Origin of the sequence: Tsukamurella strandjordii, assembly GCF_039525985.1 — a bacterium.
Lineage (GTDB): Bacteria > Actinomycetota > Actinomycetes > Mycobacteriales > Mycobacteriaceae > Tsukamurella > Tsukamurella strandjordii.
In genome coordinates this window covers 471,227-488,095 of record NZ_BAAAII010000004.1, presented here as the reverse complement: position 1 = coordinate 488,095, position 16,869 = coordinate 471,227, and the positions used below count along the sequence as shown (strand labels likewise).

General features: G+C 69.1%; 16 protein-coding genes. 6 read left to right on the top strand and 10 right to left on the bottom strand.

Annotation, left to right across the window (positions count from 1 at the left end; translation table 11 throughout):
• Positions 1 to 26: 26 nt before the first annotated feature.
• Positions 27 to 2,234 carry an alpha/beta fold hydrolase gene (locus ABD108_RS08380; RefSeq protein WP_343930030.1) on the top strand — a complete coding sequence of 736 codons (2,208 nt, stop codon included), beginning with the start codon at positions 27 to 29 and terminating at the stop codon, positions 2,232 to 2,234.
• On the opposite strand, the gene ABD108_RS08375 is transcribed toward ABD108_RS08380, so the two are convergent.
• Positions 2,231 to 2,746, bottom strand: a complete 516-nt coding sequence (locus ABD108_RS08375; protein WP_305111070.1) for an OsmC family protein — start codon at positions 2,744 to 2,746, stop codon at positions 2,231 to 2,233. The two genes, ABD108_RS08380 and ABD108_RS08375, sit on opposite strands and share 4 nt — an antisense overlap.
• A gap of 128 nt (positions 2,747 to 2,874) precedes the next feature.
• Between ABD108_RS08375 and ABD108_RS08370 the strand changes: the two genes are divergently transcribed.
• Positions 2,875 to 4,113: a hypothetical protein gene (locus tag ABD108_RS08370; protein ID WP_343930029.1), complete on the top strand. Its 1,239-nt coding sequence runs from the start codon at positions 2,875 to 2,877 to the stop codon at positions 4,111 to 4,113.
• 19 nt (positions 4,114 to 4,132) lie between these two features.
• On the opposite strand, the gene ABD108_RS08365 is transcribed toward ABD108_RS08370, so the two are convergent.
• The 9 genes from ABD108_RS08365 to ABD108_RS08325 all read right to left on the bottom strand — a co-directional run bounded on the left by ABD108_RS08365 (position 4,133) and on the right by ABD108_RS08325 (position 10,541).
• Positions 4,133 to 5,443 carry a cellulase family glycosylhydrolase gene (locus tag ABD108_RS08365; RefSeq protein WP_304941253.1) on the bottom strand — a complete coding sequence of 437 codons (1,311 nt, stop codon included), beginning with the start codon at positions 5,441 to 5,443 and terminating at the stop codon, positions 4,133 to 4,135.
• A 97-nt stretch (positions 5,444 to 5,540) separates the two neighbouring features.
• On the bottom strand, positions 5,541 to 6,290 hold the full coding sequence (locus ABD108_RS08360) for a hypothetical protein (protein WP_343930028.1): 750 nt from the start codon (positions 6,288 to 6,290) through the stop codon (positions 5,541 to 5,543).
• Positions 6,291 to 6,310: 20 nt separating this feature from the next.
• Positions 6,311 to 6,559: a hypothetical protein gene (locus tag ABD108_RS08355; RefSeq protein WP_343930027.1), complete on the bottom strand. Its 249-nt coding sequence runs from the start codon at positions 6,557 to 6,559 to the stop codon at positions 6,311 to 6,313.
• The gene (locus ABD108_RS08350) at positions 6,556 to 7,704 is read right to left on the bottom strand and encodes a phosphatase PAP2 family protein (protein ID WP_343930026.1); all 1,149 of its coding nucleotides are present in this window, start codon (positions 7,702 to 7,704) and stop codon (positions 6,556 to 6,558) included. Before ABD108_RS08350 ends, ABD108_RS08355 begins: the two co-directional genes overlap by 4 nt.
• Before the next feature lie 188 nt (positions 7,705 to 7,892).
• Entirely contained in the window at positions 7,893 to 8,078 is a 186-nt protein-coding gene (locus ABD108_RS08345) for a type Z 30S ribosomal protein S14 (protein ID WP_220657948.1), read from the bottom strand.
• A gap of 3 nt (positions 8,079 to 8,081) precedes the next feature.
• A complete protein-coding gene (gene rplE, locus ABD108_RS08340) occupies positions 8,082 to 8,645 on the bottom strand; it encodes a 50S ribosomal protein L5 (protein ID WP_220657947.1) in 564 nt (187 codons plus the stop codon).
• Position 8,646: 1 nt separating this feature from the next.
• Entirely contained in the window at positions 8,647 to 8,952 is a 306-nt protein-coding gene (rplX, locus tag ABD108_RS08335; protein ID WP_220657946.1) for a 50S ribosomal protein L24, read from the bottom strand.
• Between the two features lie 2 nt (positions 8,953 to 8,954).
• On the bottom strand, positions 8,955 to 9,323 hold the full coding sequence (gene rplN / locus ABD108_RS08330) for a 50S ribosomal protein L14 (protein WP_146561181.1): 369 nt from the start codon (positions 9,321 to 9,323) through the stop codon (positions 8,955 to 8,957).
• 513 nt (positions 9,324 to 9,836) lie between these two features.
• On the bottom strand, positions 9,837 to 10,541 hold the full coding sequence (locus tag ABD108_RS08325) for a hypothetical protein (RefSeq protein ID WP_343930025.1): 705 nt from the start codon (positions 10,539 to 10,541) through the stop codon (positions 9,837 to 9,839).
• Positions 10,542 to 10,715: 174 nt separating this feature from the next.
• Here ABD108_RS08325 and ABD108_RS22120 point away from each other — a divergent pair, with 174 nt between their 5' ends.
• The 4 genes from ABD108_RS22120 to ABD108_RS08305 all read left to right on the top strand — a co-directional run bounded on the left by ABD108_RS22120 (position 10,716) and on the right by ABD108_RS08305 (position 16,795).
• Complete coding sequence (locus ABD108_RS22120; RefSeq protein WP_425579770.1) at positions 10,716 to 11,291, top strand: MspA family porin; 576 nt, start codon at positions 10,716 to 10,718, stop codon at positions 11,289 to 11,291.
• Positions 11,292 to 11,535: 244 nt separating this feature from the next.
• Positions 11,536 to 12,687 carry a hypothetical protein gene (locus ABD108_RS08315; RefSeq protein WP_343930023.1) on the top strand — a complete coding sequence of 384 codons (1,152 nt, stop codon included), beginning with the start codon at positions 11,536 to 11,538 and terminating at the stop codon, positions 12,685 to 12,687.
• Between the two features lie 128 nt (positions 12,688 to 12,815).
• Positions 12,816 to 13,445, top strand: coding sequence for a hypothetical protein (locus ABD108_RS08310; protein WP_220657944.1), 630 nt, complete (start codon positions 12,816 to 12,818; stop codon positions 13,443 to 13,445).
• A complete protein-coding gene (locus tag ABD108_RS08305) occupies positions 13,442 to 16,795 on the top strand; it encodes a helicase HerA domain-containing protein (protein WP_343930022.1) in 3,354 nt (1,117 codons plus the stop codon). Before ABD108_RS08310 ends, ABD108_RS08305 begins: the two co-directional genes overlap by 4 nt.
• The last annotated feature ends 74 nt before the right edge of the window (positions 16,796 to 16,869 follow it).

Here is a 16,869-nt window from a genome sequence, read left to right as displayed (position 1 = left end):
CCCCTCGCTCACGCCGATCACTCGGGATGTCCCTCGCAACCGCGATGATCGTCACCCTGGTTCCCTCCGTCGGCTTCACCCTGGCACCGGCAGCGGCCACCACCACCGCCTCCACGGCCACCTGGGGTGACTGCCCCGCCGATGTGGTCGTCACCGGACCGGACGGTGCGGCGGCGAAGTGCACCACCATCACCGTGCCCATGGACTACGCCAACCCGTCCGCCGGCACGTTCAACATCCTGGCCACCGGCTTCCTCCCCACCGGCACCCCCAAGGGCGTGATCCTCGGCAACCCCGGCGGACCGGGCGGCTCCGCCCTCGACTTCTGGAGGAAGGACTTCTTCGGCGGGACCCCCACCGAGATGTACCGCGACTACGCCCTCATCGCCCTGCAACCGCGCGGCCTCGAACACGCCACCAGCGACGTGTGCAGCACCAAGACCGAGTGCGAGGAAGTAGCCGATCAGGCTTACCGCCGAACGCTCACCACCGAGAACGTGGCCCGCGATATGGATGAGCTCCGTAAGGCCATGGGGCTGGACAAGATCAGTTACTACGGCGCCTCCTGGGGCACCCAACTCGGCGCCGCCTACGCCACCCTGTTCCCGAGCAACGTGGACAAGATGGTGCTCGATTCCAACGTCAACCCGGCCACACTGGGAATCGGGGGTGGCACCTTCAAGATCGCTGCCAGCGCGCTCGCGATGGAACGGCGGCTGTACGACTTCTTCGACTGGGCAGCCGCCAACAACGAGGTCTTCGGTCTCGGCGACACCCCCTACAAGGTGTACTCCGCCTGGAACACGGCACGCCTCCTGGAGGACTCGAACTCCTGGGTCTACAACTACCTGCCGCCCGCACTCCGCGAGGCCGACCTCCCCGAGAAGCTCCGCCCCTCCGCCGCGGCGATCCTTCCCGACCTCAACACCGTGATCCAGGGCGTGTCCAAGATCGACTACGCCGCGCGCCTGGCCGCCGCCGTGAAATCCGGAGAGGTGTACTCACTCGACGCCGCCCGTGGGTACGGCGACAGCGGCCTGATGACCAACGCGCTCTCCATGGCGTACGACCGCTCCAGCTGGTCGGATTACGCCGCGCAGATCGACTTCGCCATGCGTCCTCTGGCCGAAGCCTCGGTCATGAAGCTCATCGAGGCGAACAAGGTGTCGGTGGAGGAGATCCAGGCCTTCGCGAAGCGACTCGCCCCGAGGTCGGCCATGGTCAGCGACGGCACCGGACTGTCCGGCTACCAGGGAACCGCGGTGAACGAGAACTCGATTACCGCCGCCAAGAATCCTGCCGGCACCGAACCTGATCCGAAGTACGTCGCGCTTCAGGAGGCCGCCGAAAAGGCCTACCAGGATGCCATCGCGGCCGGCGAGTCCAGCGCCAGCATCCAGGCCAAGTACATGATCTCGGAAGGCTATCGCTTCATGGGCTACGGGTACGTGAAGACGCCGGAGTACTCCGGCGCCGGCCTCACCACCGCGCCCCTGCTGCTGCAGAGCCTCAAGGACCCCGCCACCGTGGCTGCCGGCGGACGCGTCCTCGCCGACCAGTTGGGCGGCAACCTCATCACCGTCGACGGTGGCGACCACGGCCTGTTCCGCCGAACCGACGGCGTGCTCAACCAGGCCGTGCTGGATTACTTCGCCACCGGCAAGGTCGCGATCACCACCGCGCCCGAGACACCCGTCGTCGCCACGGCGAGCCCGCTCGCGCGATACCGACAGCTGATCGCCGAGATCGAGGGCGCCGCTCCGCCCGTCGTGGGGCCCACCATCCCGGACACCCAGCTGAACCGACTCCTGAGCCTGTTCGGCCCGAACGTCGACGCCGACTCCGTGATCCCCAAGCCGGTGTTCGCGAGCCCCGCCACGCCGGCGATCGAGCAGCCCGCCACCGAACCCGCGCCTGCCATCGCCGCCGGCGTGACGGCGAACGCGGCGACACCCGAGGTCTCCACCGAGGCGGATTCGACCCCGGCTGCCGCGACCACCGAGCCGTCGGCCCCGGCCGCCACGACCACGCCGGCTCCGGAGGCATCGTCCACCACGCCCGCAACGGCCAGCGCGCAACCGGAGGCCCCGAGCACCGAGGAGACGCCCGCACCGTCGACCACCGAAACCGGCGCTGCCGCACCGTCGGCCACGCCGGCCGATGCCGGGACCGCCACGACGGCGGAGGCCACCGAGAAGGCGACCTCCTCCGCCGGCGAGGGCTCCGGCAGCTAGCCGACCACCAGCGTGGTGGTGACGGGCGTCGGGTTCTGGGTGAGGTCGAGCACCGGGCAGTGCGCATCGACGGTGTCGGTCAACTCGCGGTAGCGCTCCTCGGAATCCGGGCCGGAGATGTTCACGGTGACGCGGACGGCGGTGAAACCGGGACGCACGCTCTCGTCGAGGCCGAAGAAGCCGCGCACGTCGAGATCGCCCTCGGCGCTGAGCGCCAGCTCGTCGATCGTGACGCCGAGCTTGTCGGCGTAGAAGCGGTAGGTCACCACCTGACAGGCGAGCAGGGCACCGAGGTACGCCTCCACCGGGTTGATCGCGGTGTCCTCGCCGCCGAGGGTGGGCGGCTCATCGACGGCGAGCTTGTGCTGCCGGGCGGTGGTCACACTGCCGACGGTGCCCTGCGGCACCGCCGAGGCCGAGAAGACCACGTGGGCGTTGGCGGTGTTGCGGGTGACGGCGTCGCGGGTGACGTCGATGATGGCGGTGAGCGCGCCGGTGGTCGAAGCGGTCATGGTGGTCTCCTCGTTGGCCCGGGAGCCGGACGGCCCCGATAGCGCGACCGTAAGTTGCCTGCACTTGCGAACACACGCGTTGGGCTCACCCTGATTCGTGCACGACGGCGACGGATACCCTGATCGACGTGGCAGAGGGCGAGTTGACCGCGAAGCAGGCGTCGACGGCCGCCGTGGCGCTGGTGGCGGTGACCACGGTGGGGCTCGTGGGCGCCAGCGTGAGCAGCGGCACCGCGGCCACGATCTGGGCCGTGGGGACCGTGGCGGCGATCGTCGCGCTGGCCTACCGGCTGCGACGGGCACCGTCGGGCACCGTGGCCGTGAGCCTGCTGATCACCGGGATCCTCGTGCTGTCCGCCGGCATTCCCGCCGTCGCCGTGATCTCCGAGGAACGCAGCACTTCCGCGCTCGGGGCGGCGAAGCAGAAGGCCGTCGTCGACCCGTCGACGGAGCTGCGCACCGTGCTCGCGAAGGCGGAGGAGCTCTTTCCGGGCAGCACCAACGCGATCCTCCGCATCGAGATCGACGAGAACTGGACGCAGATCCGGCTGCTGGATCTGGCCAAGGGCCAATCGATCTGGTTCCAGTACTCCCGCCTGGGCACGCCGTCGTGGAATCAGCCGAGCCGCAGCTCCACCACGGATCGAGCCGATGCGGCCTTCCGCGCCGCCGATATCGCCGGCCTCGATCTGACCGCGGCGGCGACGAAGGCGCGCGCCGCCGCGACCACACTCGGCGTGGATCGGTCCGACGACCGCTCCGACAAGATCGAGATCGGGCGCCGCAGCTCGGACAAGCGCCTCGTGGCCACGATCGCCGTCGCCGACTTCACGGCCGAGGCCGATCCGTCCGGGAATCTGCCCGACAACCTGGCACTCGCGAAGGTCGACGGTGCGCTCCCCATCGCGCAACGACTGCTGCGCGACAACGGGATCGACCCGAACCGGCCCGTGATCGACAGCTTCGAGTACAAGTCCTTCGGGAGCAATGTGGGCTCCGTCGGGCCGTCCGGCTCCGCGCGCGGCGTGCTCGAGATCCGCGTGGACGGTCCGGGCCGCAGCGGCACCCTCACGGAGGTCGTGGGCCGGTTCCCCGAGATCGCGCTGCGGCCCGTCGGCTCGACGAGTGCCACTTCGTTCGCGTTGACCGCGGTCGACCCCGCCGGGATCGAACGGGCGCGGGCCGATGTGGAGCGACGCTTCTCAGTCCCGCCCATCGACGCGCACGCGATCGGACTCGAGATCGACCAGGACCGGGAGGCCCCGTCGTCGCGGGTCGCCGCGCCGATCATGCGGGTCGGCCTCGGGCCGGGGTCGAATGCGTCGGCCTACTACCAGCTCGACGGGGCCTTCGTCCGCACGGACTGACCCCGATCGCGGCCGACGGCTACTGCGCGGCCGGGGGCGGCTGCTGCGGTGCCGGTGCGGGCGCGGCCTGCTGCTGCGGAGCCACTGCCTGCTGCGGAGCCGGGGCCTGGCCCGGGGCGGCCGGGGCGGCGGGAGCGGCCGGAGCCGCGGGGGCCGGCGGGACGGTGCCGGCCGTGAGCTGCCGGATCGTCGCGATCTCGGCGTCCCGGTACGGCTTACCGTCGGGCCAGAGGATGTCGTGGAACCACTCCTGCGGCTGGCGCACGCCCACGTACGGCTGCTTCCACGAGTCCCAGGGGTAGTAGGTCTGGCTGCGGCCGGCCACGAATCCCCACTGCATGGCGTCGATCTTGAGTTCCTTGCAGATCGGCAGGATGGTCTCGATCCGGCTGCCCTGCGGGCGGGCCATGTACTCGGTGAGCAGCAGCGGCCGCCCCTGCTTCGCCAGATCGGCGGCCATGGCGCGGAACTTCTCCGGCGGATCGTAGCTGTGGAAGCTGATCACATCGGATTGCTCCAGCTGGATGGTGCGGATCTCCGGCCGGGTATCGGCCCACACGCCCGAGGTGAGCGGCTGCGAGGGATTGCCCGCCCGCGCCCACTCGAAGGCCTTGGGCAGCAACTGCGCCACGCGGGCCACCTTGTCGGGCGGGCTCAGCGGGTACGAATCGGCGAGGTTCTCCGGCTCGTTCCACACGTCCCAAGCCACCACGCGCGGATCCTGCGCGAACGCGGACACCACGCCGGTGGCGTAGGCCTGCAGCGCGCTGGTGTCGGCATTGGTGAGTCCGGCCGCGCCGGGGCTCTGCACCCAGGTCGAGTTGTGCACACCGGGCGTGGGCTCGCGCTGCACACCGGGCTTGGGGTTCGGGTCCCAGCAGGAGTCGAAGAGCACGAACATGGTGCGAATGCCGTTGGCGGCGGCGATCGACAGGAAGGTGTCGAGCCGCTGCTTGAACCCGGCCGGGTCGGCTGTCCACAGCTGATCCTGAAGGAAGACGCGGATCACGCTCATCCCCAGTCCGCGGGCCCAGGCCAACTCGGTGTTGATCCGGTTGGTGTCGAAGGTCTGCGCCTGGAACATCTCGAACTGGTTCCCGGCGTTGGCGTTGATGAAGTTGCAGCCCACCATCCAGCCGACCTGCTGGCGCCACTGCTGCGCGCGCTCCGGCGTCCAGCGCGTCGCCGCAGCGGCGGGGGCCGCACCGGGAGTACCGGGCACCGTCCCGCCCGAGCCGGGTCCTGATCCGGGGTCGGCAGCCGCCCGCGCGGCGAGCATCGTCGCCGGAACGGTGGCTGCCGCCATGGCGAGCATCGCCCTGCGCGTCATATCCACACCAACACCATACGCAACATCAGTCACATACGTAACAAACCTTCACACGCGCGTCGCATTCGCACGACGGTCGGTTCGAGGATCGAACGGACTATCCCTCGATGGCCTTGCGGGCGCGGCTCTCCAGTTCCGCGCGCAGAGCCGGGGTGCGGGTGATCACGCCGCGATCCACCAGCCGGTCCACCGTGGACACCACCTGATCGAGGTAGGCGGCGCGTTCCGCGGCCTGCGCCGCCTGCGCGTGCCGGTACAGCTTGAGGCCGCGATCCAGATCCCGGGCGTCCTCGGGAGCGAGATTGTCGACACCGGTGCTGCGGGCGTAGCGATCCGCGGCGAACCACGCGGCGCGCAGGTCGGTGACGGCCTCGGCGTACTCATCGGCGCGGGCCGTATCGCCGGGGAAATCGTCGGTGCGCAGCGCTCCGGCGTGATCGAGCGCGTCGTGGAAGGCCATCACCTTCTCGGCGCCGAGGTCCCACATGGCCGGGAAGCGCAGCAGCATCTCGGGATCGAGCTCGTAGGCGCCGTACTCCGAGAGCACCTCGTCGTGCCGGGTGCGGGCGCGGTCCCAGCGCTCGCGTCGGCTCGGCTTCGGTGCGGGCGCGGCTGCGCGCGCCGACGGACGGGGCCGCCCGGTGGGGGCAGCGTGGGGCTGAGCCAGACCCGCCGTCGGGCTCCCGCCGCCGGACACCCCGATGATCAGCGCCAGCGCCGCCACGCCACCGAGCAGCAGCAGGGGTATCGGCCCCACCGGGCGCAGCACCATGAGGGCGATGAGGGCGGCGGCCGCGGCCACCGCGATGACCGGTCCCCGCCCGCGTCGCTGCCGATTCCCGCTCACCAGGAGAACCTATCGCGCGGTCAGGCGCGCAGACGAGGCGCCTGCGCCGGATCCGGCAGCACCGCGGGCACGGCACCGTCGACCACCGCGCCGAGGCGGGTCTCCGAGGCCTCCGGGTACGCGACCCGGTAGAAGGCGTAGGCCATCGCGGCGGCGGCACCGAGCAGCAGCATCGCCGCGACCGGGCCGCTCTGCGCCATGGGCACGCTGAGGTAGCGGGTGGCCAGCAGGATCGCGGCGAAGGCGCTCGCTCCCCCGGCGATGGTCACCAGGCGCCGGCGATGGTCACCAGGCGCCGGCGATGCCAGCCGTCCTCGGGCCGCACCAGCGCCGTCTCCAGCGTGAGCGCGAAGATGAATCCGGCCACCAGGTCGATGCCGTAGTGGGCGCCGATGCCGAGCGTGGCCGAGATCGTGCACACGAACCAGAAGACACCGAAGGCCTTGAGCAGCCGTGGTCCGCGCAGCGCGTGCAGCAGGATGGCCGTGGCCCACGCGGTGTGCAGGCTGGGCATGCAGTTCCGCGGCGCCAACTGGCTGTAGTACGCGGAGATCGGTTCCAGCGAGCTGGGCACCACGTTGGGCCACACGTCCAGCCAGGCGGCACCAGGCACCTGATTGCCGAAGGCGTAGGCGGGACCGACCACGGGGAACAGGAAGTAGACGATCGGCCCGATGGCGCCGATCAGTATGAACGACCGCACGATGTGATGCCGCGGGAAGCCCTCGGTGGAGCTGCGGCGCAGCTGGAAGTACGCGACCACGGCGGCGCCCACGGGCAGGTAGGTGTACACCTTGGTGATCAGCCACAGGTACCACTGGTGCTCGTTCACGAACCGGCCCATCACCCACGACGGGCTGCCCAGCGCACGGTCGGCCACCTCCACGAACCAGTCGGCCACGAAGGGCAGCGCCTGCATGGTGAGTTCGAGCCACACCCCGGCCACCCGGCTGGTCACGATGAGGACGGCGGCGATGCCGACGGCCTTGAGCACCGCCTCCTGCTCGCGGCCGGTGAGCTTCCACAGCGCGTAGATCGCGAGACCGGCCAGCGCCCACATCACGCCGTTGCCGAAGTGCAGGTGCACGCCCGCGAGGTAGCGCTGCAGGTTGAACAGGACCTCGACGCCGGCGATGGTGCCGAGGAAGGGCCAGCGGAAGCGCTGCGGCATGCACATGACGGCGAGCGCGAGGCCCGCGACCTTCACCTCACCCGCAACGGGGCGGCCCACGAAGTCGTCACCCAGAAGCCGCACCGGCCCGCGGAGTCCGTAGGCCAGGGCGGCGGCTTCCACGGCGAGCACGAAGCCCACCATGACCACGACCACCCAGGTCCACTCACGCCGTCCCCACCGACGGTCGGGCCGCTCCCCACGCGGCTCGCGTGGTAGCGCCTGGTCTGCACGCACCAACATGAGGTGAAATACTAGTTAACCGATCGGTAACGGGGAAAGTCCGTTACCGGATTCGTGACGCATGTCGCCTGTTCGAGGCGCGTTTACGCCGTCCGCGAACCACGCGGGGCGCCCATGACGAAGGGCGCGCCCCCACCGAAGTGGAGGCGCGCCCTCGCGTGAATCGGGTTCCCGTTACCGGGAACTACTCACCAGCTGCTCTTGTGCACACCGGGGAGCTCGCCCGCGTGCGCCATCTCGCGCAGGCAGATACGGCAGAGGCCGAACTTACGGAACACCGAGTGCGGCCGGCCGCACTTGTTGCAACGGGTGTACGCGCGAACGGCGAACTTCGGCTTCTTGTTGGCCTTGTTGACCAGCGCCTTCTTTGCCATGGCTCAGTTCTCCTTGAAGGGGAAGCCGAGGTGCTTGAGCAGCGCGCGGCCTTCCTCATTGTTGGTGGCAGTGGTGACGACGGTGATGTCCATACCGCGCGGGCGGTCGATCTTGTCCACGTCGATCTCGTGGAACATCGACTGCTCGTTCAGGCCGAACGTGTAGTTGCCATTGCCGTCGAACTGGTTGCCGTTGAGGCCGCGGAAGTCGCGGATACGGGGCAGCGCGATCGAGGTGAGGCGATCGAGGAACTCCCACATGCGGTCGCCGCGCAGCGTGACGCGCGCACCGATCGGCATGCCCTCACGCAGCTTGAACTGCGCGATGGACTTGCGGGCCTTGCGGACCTCCGGCTTCTGGCCGGTGATCAGCTCGAGGTCCTTGATGGCGCCGTTGATCAGCTTGGCGTCGCGGGCGGCGTCGCCGACGCCCATGTTGACGACGACCTTGACCACGCCGGGGATCTGCATGACGTTGTCGTAGTTGAACTCGGTGTTCAGCGCGTCCTTGATCTCGGCGCGGTAGCGCGCCTTCAGGCGCGGCTGAGTCTTCTCAGAGGTAGTCATCTCAGATGTCCTTCCCGTTCTTGCGGGAAATCCGCACGCGCTTGCCGGTCTCCTCGTCGGTCCGGTAGCCCACGCGGGTCGGGTTACCGTCCGAGTCGACGACCATCACGTTGGAGACGTGGATCGGGGCTTCCTTGACCTCGATCCCGCCCTGCGCGGTGGCGGAAGTGCTGGTGTGCTTCTTGATCCGGTTGACGCCCTCGACGAGGACCTTGTCGGCCTTCGGGAAGGACTCGACGACCTTGCCCTTAGCGCCCTTGTCGGGTCCCGAGATCACGAGAACGGTGTCGCCCTTGTGCACCTTCATGGTTAGAGCACCTCCGGAGCCAGCGAGACGATCTTCATGAACTTCTTGTCGCGCAGCTCGCGGCCGACCGGGCCGAAGATGCGGGTGCCACGAGGATCGTTGTCGTTCTTGATGATGACGGCGGCGTTCTCATCGAACTTGATGTACGAGCCGTCCGGACGGCGGCGCTCCTTGGCGGTGCGCACGATCACGGCCTTGACGACCTCGCCGCGCTTGACGTTGCCGCCGGGGATCGCGTCCTTGACGGTGGCGACGATGACGTCACCGATGCCGGCGTAGCGGCGCGAGCTGCCACCGAGCACGCGGATGCAAAGGATTTCCTTCGCCCCGGTGTTGTCGGCGACACGCACTCGCGATTCCTGCTGAATCACTAGCTTGTCTCCTCAGACCTGGATTTTCATGCGCGCCGGATTACCGACCCGAACACGCGCGGTCCGTCACCCGACGCGCGAGGCGACAGGCAACCCGTCCATGGTAGGCGAACGCCCGGGCCGCTGTCGAATCAACCCCGGTCGTGCGCCACAGCTTGTGCGGCCACATGCCCGACAGCACGACGCACACCACCGGACACATTCGACTCGTAGCGAACGGGGACGCCGCCGGGAAGCGGTTAGCGTGCGCCAGGCCAGCACCTACCCCGCAAGCACGCCGCCACACCCCGATCGACTTCGGGCGGGATGAGCATTCGCCGGACTTCGAATCACCTTCGATCGTCGCCTCGCCCTCGAACCAACCGAAATCAGTGAAATCGGCAGATACTACCTCTCAGGATAGTTCCGTCATCACGCGAATCAGATCCGAGGAAGATGCGTTAAGAACAAGACCTTCCTCACTACTGTTCGCGTGCCGATAGCCACCAGGAATAGCATCAAATCACTCGTTCACTAACCATGTTCCTGAATGTCTGGAAACACATCGACCACCTGATCAAATCCAACACGTTCTTTACCGTCCCAGGCAGAATCTCCCGACCAAAAGGAGACTCGAACCATGTCAAGAAACCCGTGCGCGCTAATCTCTACATGGATCTCACCGACTATTTTTCCATCATTTTTCAGGTACAACCCTGGATCGAATCCTTCAATTGGAGATAGTGCAGGACCACCAACTTCGACAACTATTTCTCGACTACTAGAATCTTCGCCAGAAACTTTCATCCAATCGATTTGATCGACAAATTGACCAGATCGGGCATAGCCGTAGCGCTCATCCCAGAAAAGCGGAGCAAGTTTCTTAAAAACCGCTCTCTCAAAAGGATTCAGCGCTCTGGGACGTTGCCCTGCCCGCACATTAAACGGCGCCTTACCGGGTTCAGAATAGCTTACCCACTCCACAACGACGAGTCCGTCACGTGGTGCTTGGATCTCACAATTCGCCACGGTGAATCCGCGACTGTCGATGACCTGTAACGCTCTCTCCACTACTTCGCCGACGCAAGAACGGATCCGGTACTTGGCGCGCCCGCGCCCGCTTGCAGGATTTTCTTGAGCGAAATCCATCGACACAGATGGTACAGAACCCGACGTCGCCTTCAGCTGATGCTCAATGTATTGCAATATTAACGCCGGGATATCCGCTGTCATTTGCACTTTCCATCTTTGCTAGGGATTCACATGCTACTCATCCTGAAGGTACCATCGATGAACACCCCAGTCGCTGCAATCGTAACCGCACGCACGGCGACCGCGGCGATATTTCCAGAACCCTTGTACGGCTTGAATTGATCCCTTTCCGATATTGCGGCAAGGACTCTCGCGTCGCCGGTGACCCCTCAGAACTTGCAAATCAGCGGCACCGCCACGAACACCGTCAACGGATCCATCACTCCCAGTCTGTCGGGCACAGTTGGAGGCAGCGGTACCGGCGGCTCATCGGGCGGCAGCGGCACGGTAAACGCCTCTGTGACTCCGAGCATTTCCGCTACGGCGGGGGATTCTCTGGCGACCGGAATGACCATCAGCGGCAGTCTCGCTCCAGGCACTGCTAAGGACTTCCCCATCGCCAAGAAGAGCCTTGAAGGCACGAGCGGGTACGTCACCACCCGCGAAACCCGTGCAGCCGTCGACGGGGCCCTCGGCGGCGTCCAAGTCCGCATGTACGCTACTGCAAGCATCTCCACTCAACTTGGCGACAGCTCCACCACCACGTACGGCAAGCCCATTTTCATCGAACGCGACAACCCTGACCCCGCTCGCACACCTCCGACGGTGACAGTTACTGAAGACCGCAATCCTGTGGACCCAAGGCAGGCTGTGGCGAAACCGGTGACCGCGCCAGTTGCTCCGCCGAAGCCAGGAGTACCCGCGGCGGGGAAGTCCGGCCCCCCTGCTGGGCGGTAGATCATGCCGCCCAGCGCCGATGTCATAAAACGAGGAACTTGCGCCCGTACGCCGGTACAGTGACCGCCCCAATCGCTGGGAGCACTTGAGTTTTCCGAGCGACGACGAAGCGCGTACCTGTCTCTGCCGTGCCCGGCACAGCCAAGGCGGTCCGTCCCCTTCAGCCGATCGGCGGACCGTCGACCCGCAATGCCGGCCATTCGTCCGATGCCGGGGCACCCCCTGCCGCACCAGGCTCAAGACCATGAAACGCCACCGCTACGTACCGCTGACCCTCGTCGTCCTCGCCTCCCTGCTGGTCGGGCTGACCGCCGGATGCTCCACCATCGACGAACCCGCTCCCGCGCCCCCGCCCGCACGCAGCGACACCGTCGTCCAACCGCGCGCCTTCGATTCGAAGGTCTGGCAGAGCCTCCCCGAGACCGACCGGCAGTTGTTCACACAGCTCGCGTTCATCACCCGCACCTTCACCGAGCGCGCCGGCGAGATCTGGGCGCCCGCGTTCCGGCCGGACCGGCAACCGCGGGTGCTCGGCGCCCTGCCTGCGGGCGCCAAGAAGCCCACGTACGCCTACGCCATCGGCCACCCGAACCCGACCGCCCTCGGGAAGGCCACCCCCGTCGACCTCCCGAAGGAGCTGGGCCTGCAGCCGGTGTACCGGATCGATTCCGGCCCCGGAATCGACGCCCTCGCCGAAGTCCCCTTCTTCGCCGTCGACGACGGCGTGATCAGCTACAACTACGGTCCCGGCGCCCGGGATACCTGGGACCCGACGAAGTGGCTGTTGTCCCGGGTGGACGTGCACGAGGCCTTCCACACGTACCAGGGCACCTTCGGCCTCGCCCCCGGCCAGCAGGACCCGATGACCTACCCCCGCGATCCCGCCTCCGTGCACGCTCTCGCCCTCGTGGAGGACCGCGTACTGGCGCAGCCCGCGACCACCGCCGACGATGCGCGCGCCACCCTGCGCAGCTTCCTCGCCCTCCGCGCCACCCGCTATCAGCAGCAGCCCGGCGTGCGCGCAGTGGAACGGGAGCAGGAGAGCTACGAGGGAACCGCCCGCTTCGCCGAGGACGCCTTCGTCACCGAGGGCGGCCAGGACGACGACCACCCGAACCGCGTTCCCGACGACTCGCGTGACCTGTTCAACTACCTCACGGGCAACCGCAGTTACCAGGTGGGGGCCGTCCTGGGACGCCTGCTGGAGCGCACGAACGGCACCGCGTGGCGCGACCGGATCGTCGCGGGTGCGAGCCCGTACGAGGCCGTGCAGCAGCTCATCGGCGATCCGGCGCCCGAGGAGCGCGACCGCCTGGTCGCCGCGGCGAAGCAGCAGTACGGCTACGACCAGCTGCTGGACAAGGTGATTCGGGCCGACCTGCCCTCGGTGCGGTGATCCGCTCGCCCGGGGCCCGCCGGACCGCGTAGCGTCGCCGGTGTGGGTCCGGGCGCGGCCGGCCGGGCCACGGACCATACTTTCCGGTGACGGGCGATCACGGGCGGACGCCGCCGAAGGGGGACGAGATGAGCGAGCTCACCGCGGGGCTCACCGGCACGGAGGCGTCGGCGCTGCTGGTGCTGGCCGCGGTGGCCGGCCCCGTCCGCAATCCCGATCTCAAGCAGCTCGGCCCGGCCCTGGAGGCACGCTCACGCGCCAAGCTGGTGCAGCGCGGCCTGCTGGAGGTGACCGACGGTGCGCGCCGGTCCACGGTGCTCGCCCTCACCGACCGCGGCTGGGCCGCCGCCGCCGAGCTGCTGGAGTCCGATCCCCCGGCGGGCAGCGCACCGTCGACCCGGGCACTGTTCACCCTGGCGGGCGGGCTGGGCCGGTACCTGCGCCGCGAATCCCTCGCCCTGGGCGAGGTGCTGTTGCCGGCCACCGGTGCGGGCGGCGCCGTGACCGGCGAGACGATCCGCGCCGCCTACCAGCGCGCGGCGGCCCGGCCCGGGGCCTGGCTCACCCTGCGAGAACTGCGGGCGAACCTGCCCGACCTGCCGCGCGACGCCGTCGATGCGGCGCTGCGCGAGCTGTATCCGGAACCGGGGGTCGACATCGTGGCCGAGGACAATCTCAAGGCGCTCACCGCGGACGATCGCGCCGCCGCGCTGATCCTGGGCGGCCGTGAGCTGCACGCGATCCGAGTGACCCGATGAGCCTCACCGACGACCAGCGCGCGGCGCTGCGTTCCGTCCGGCTGAACTGGGCGCCCACCTACGAGGAGGTGTGGGACTCAGCCACCGATCTGCACGTGGACGGCCTGCACACCGATGTCTGGGACGACCTCGAGGACTCGCTGGGCGACGCGGTGGCCTCCACCGGACCCTGCCCCACCGGCCTGGTGATCACCGGCAACGCGGGCACGGGAAAGACGCACCTGCTCACCCGGTTCCGCGACGAGGTGCAGAGCCACGGCCACTACTTCGTGCTGCTGGAGCTGCTGGACTCGTCGGACTTCTGGCGCGCGGCGCTCACCTCGCTGCGCAGCTCGCTGCTGCGGCCCGCCCGCGATCATCCGACCCAGCTGGCGCAGCTGATCTGGCTGCTGTCCGACGAGGCCGGGCTCAGCCGCGCGCAGCGCCGCGAGTTCTCCGGCGACGCCGCCCCCACCCCGGACACGCTCGACGCGCTCGTCACGGCCATGTCGAACCGGCGGCCGCAGGTGCGCCAGTACCACGGCGTGCTGCGCGCCCTGGTGCTGCTGGCCTCCCCGGATTCGCGTCTGGCCGATCTGGGTTCGGCCTTCCTCGACGACATCGAGGTCGAGGAGACGGCGGCGGAGCGGCTGCACTGGGGCCTGCCCGCGCACGGCTTCCCGGCCGTGGAAACGGTGCGCGCGATCTCGGCCTTCCTCGCCGAGACTGGCGCCACCGTGTTCGCGGTCGACCAGATCGACACGCTGCTCGCGCAGTCCGCCGCCACCCTGGGCGCCCCCGGCGCCGAGGGACCGGCCGGGGAGAACGAGGTGGTCGAGCAGATCGGCCACGGCCTGATGGCGCTGCGGCAGGGCCTGTACCGCACCGTGACCGTGGCCTGCATGCTGCCCACCGCCTGGGAGACGCTGCAGACCCGCGCCACCGCCTCGGTGGCCGATCGGTTCCGCGTGGTGGGCCCGCTCAAATCGCTGCCCGACGGTGCCGTGGCCCGCGCCATCGTCGAGCGCCGGCTCACCGCCGCGTACCGGGCGAAGGAGTTCACGCCGCCCCACCCCACCTGGCCGGTGGCCCCCGAGGCCTTCGCGACCGCCGTGCACCACACCCCGCGCGACCTGCTGACCCGAGTCGACGGGCACATCCGCTCCTGTCTCGCTACGCATTCGGTGTTCGAGCTGACCTCCTTCGAGGACGGGGCCACTCGCCCCGCACCGGCCGCGGCTGCGGTCCGTCCCGTTGAACCGGTGGCGGTGGCCCCCGAGGATCTGCTGACGAAGCTGGACGCCGAATTCGAGGCATTGCGGGTGCGCGCCCGAGTCGGCGAGGTCGCCACCGATCAGGCCGCGGCCGACGGTGCGATGGCCCACCTGCTCAATGCCGGACTGCGGGCGTGGACCCGCGAGGACGGTGGCGAAGGCTTCCAGATCGAGCGCGGCGGAAGGCAACTCGATGCGCGGCTGCGGCGGCGCCTCGCCGGCCGGACCGAGGACGAGCAGCACTGGGCCTTCCGCGCGGTGCCCGCGGCGAACCCAGTGGCGGTGACCAACCGGGTGCAATCGGCCGCGATCGGCGCGGGCCTGGTGGCCGGGCAGGACCGCCGCCAACTCTTCCTGCTGCGCTCCACGCCGTGGCCCACCAGCCCCAAGGCATCGGCGGTGATCGCGGATGCGATCGAGCGCGGCGCCCAGCAATTGCCCTTGGACGAGGGTGATCTCGCGACACTGGAGGCGCTCGGCCGGTTGATCGATCGCGCGCCCGACGGCCTCGACGAGTGGCTCACGGCACGGCGTCCGGCACACGGCCTGCGACTGTTCGCCGGGCTGGAGACGAAACCCGGTGCGGTGCACGACCGGTCGAATGCGGCAACGAACGCCGCCCGCCGGGCCCGCGCACTGGTCCCCGGCGACGCCGTGGGCAAGGTGGGCGGACTGTCCAGCGCGATGGCCGATCTCATGTTCTCCGGCACCCCGGCACCCGCGCGCCCGGAACCCGTCCGCTCCGAACCGGCCCGCCCGGAACCCGCCCGCACCGAGCCAGCCCGCCCCGAGCCCGCGGCACCGTCGAGCGCCGGACCGGCCGGACCGCTCCCCGCCGCCCCGGAGCAGCCGATCGCGCTGGGCCTCGCCCCGGACGAGCGGGCGATCGCCGTGAACCCGGCCGACCTGCGCAAGCACGTCGCGATCTTCGCGGGCTCCGGCTCGGGCAAGACGGTGCTGATCCGCCGGCTCATCGAGGAGTGCGCGCTGCGCGGCACCTCGGCGATCGTGCTGGACCCCAACAACGACCTCTCCCGCCTCGGTGAGGCCTGGCCGCAGGCACCGTCGGGCTGGTGGCCGGGCGATGCCGACCGGGCGGGCACCTACCTCGGCGACACCGAGGTGGTGGTGTGGACGCCGAACCGCCCGTCCGCCAGACCGCTGGTGCTGCAGCCGATCCCGGACTTCGCCGCGCTGCGCGCCGGGATGGACGGCACCGACCTGGAGGCGCAGGAGGCCCGCGAGGGCTTCGCGATGGCCGTCGAGGCGTGCGCGAGTGCGCTGGAACAGCACGTGGGACTGTCCGGCCAGCGGCGCGAACAGCAGCGCGCGATCCTGCGCGAATCGCTCACCGCGTACGGGCGGCAGGCCGACCGGTCCACCGTGCAAGGATTCATCGCCTTCCTGCGCGACTGGGACGCCGACCGCAGCCAGTTGCCCAGCGCCGACAAGCTGGCACCGGATATGGCGAACAACCTGCAGGCGGCGCTGATCAACAATCCGCTGCTGGGCGGCGAGGGGCAGGCGGTCGACCCATCGGCACTGCTCACCCCGAGTGCCGGCAAGCGGGCACGGATCTCGGTGATCAGCCTGATCGGGCTGCCGGATGAGACCCAGCGCCAGACCTTCGTCTCGCAGCTGCAACTCGCGCTGTTCTCGTGGATCAAGCGGCACCCCGCGGGCGATCGTCCGCTGGGCTGGCTGCTGGTGATGGACGAGGCGCAGCAGATCGCGCCGTCGGGGGCCGTGAAGCCGTCCACCGAATCGACGCTGCTGCTGGCCTCCCAGGCCCGCAAGTACGGGCTCGGGCTGGTTTTCGCGACCCAGTCCCCCACCGGCCTGCACAACAAGATCGTGGGCAACAGCGCCACCCACCTGTACGGGAAACTCAATGCGCCCGTACAGATCCAGGCGGCGAAGGATCTGGCAGCGGCCCGCGGCGGCCGGATCGACGCCATCGGCGGCCTCGGCCCCGGCGACTTCTACCTGGGCACCGGCAACGACACCATCCGGCTGCACGCACCGATGTGCCTGAGCCATCATCCGGCCACCCCGCCCACCGAGGACGAGGTGCTCCGGATCAGCCGCGAGGGCTGAGTCCCGCACCCGGAAGACGCGAACGCACCCCGCGTACGGGGTGCGTTCGAGTGGAGCGGATGCGATGCGCGCCA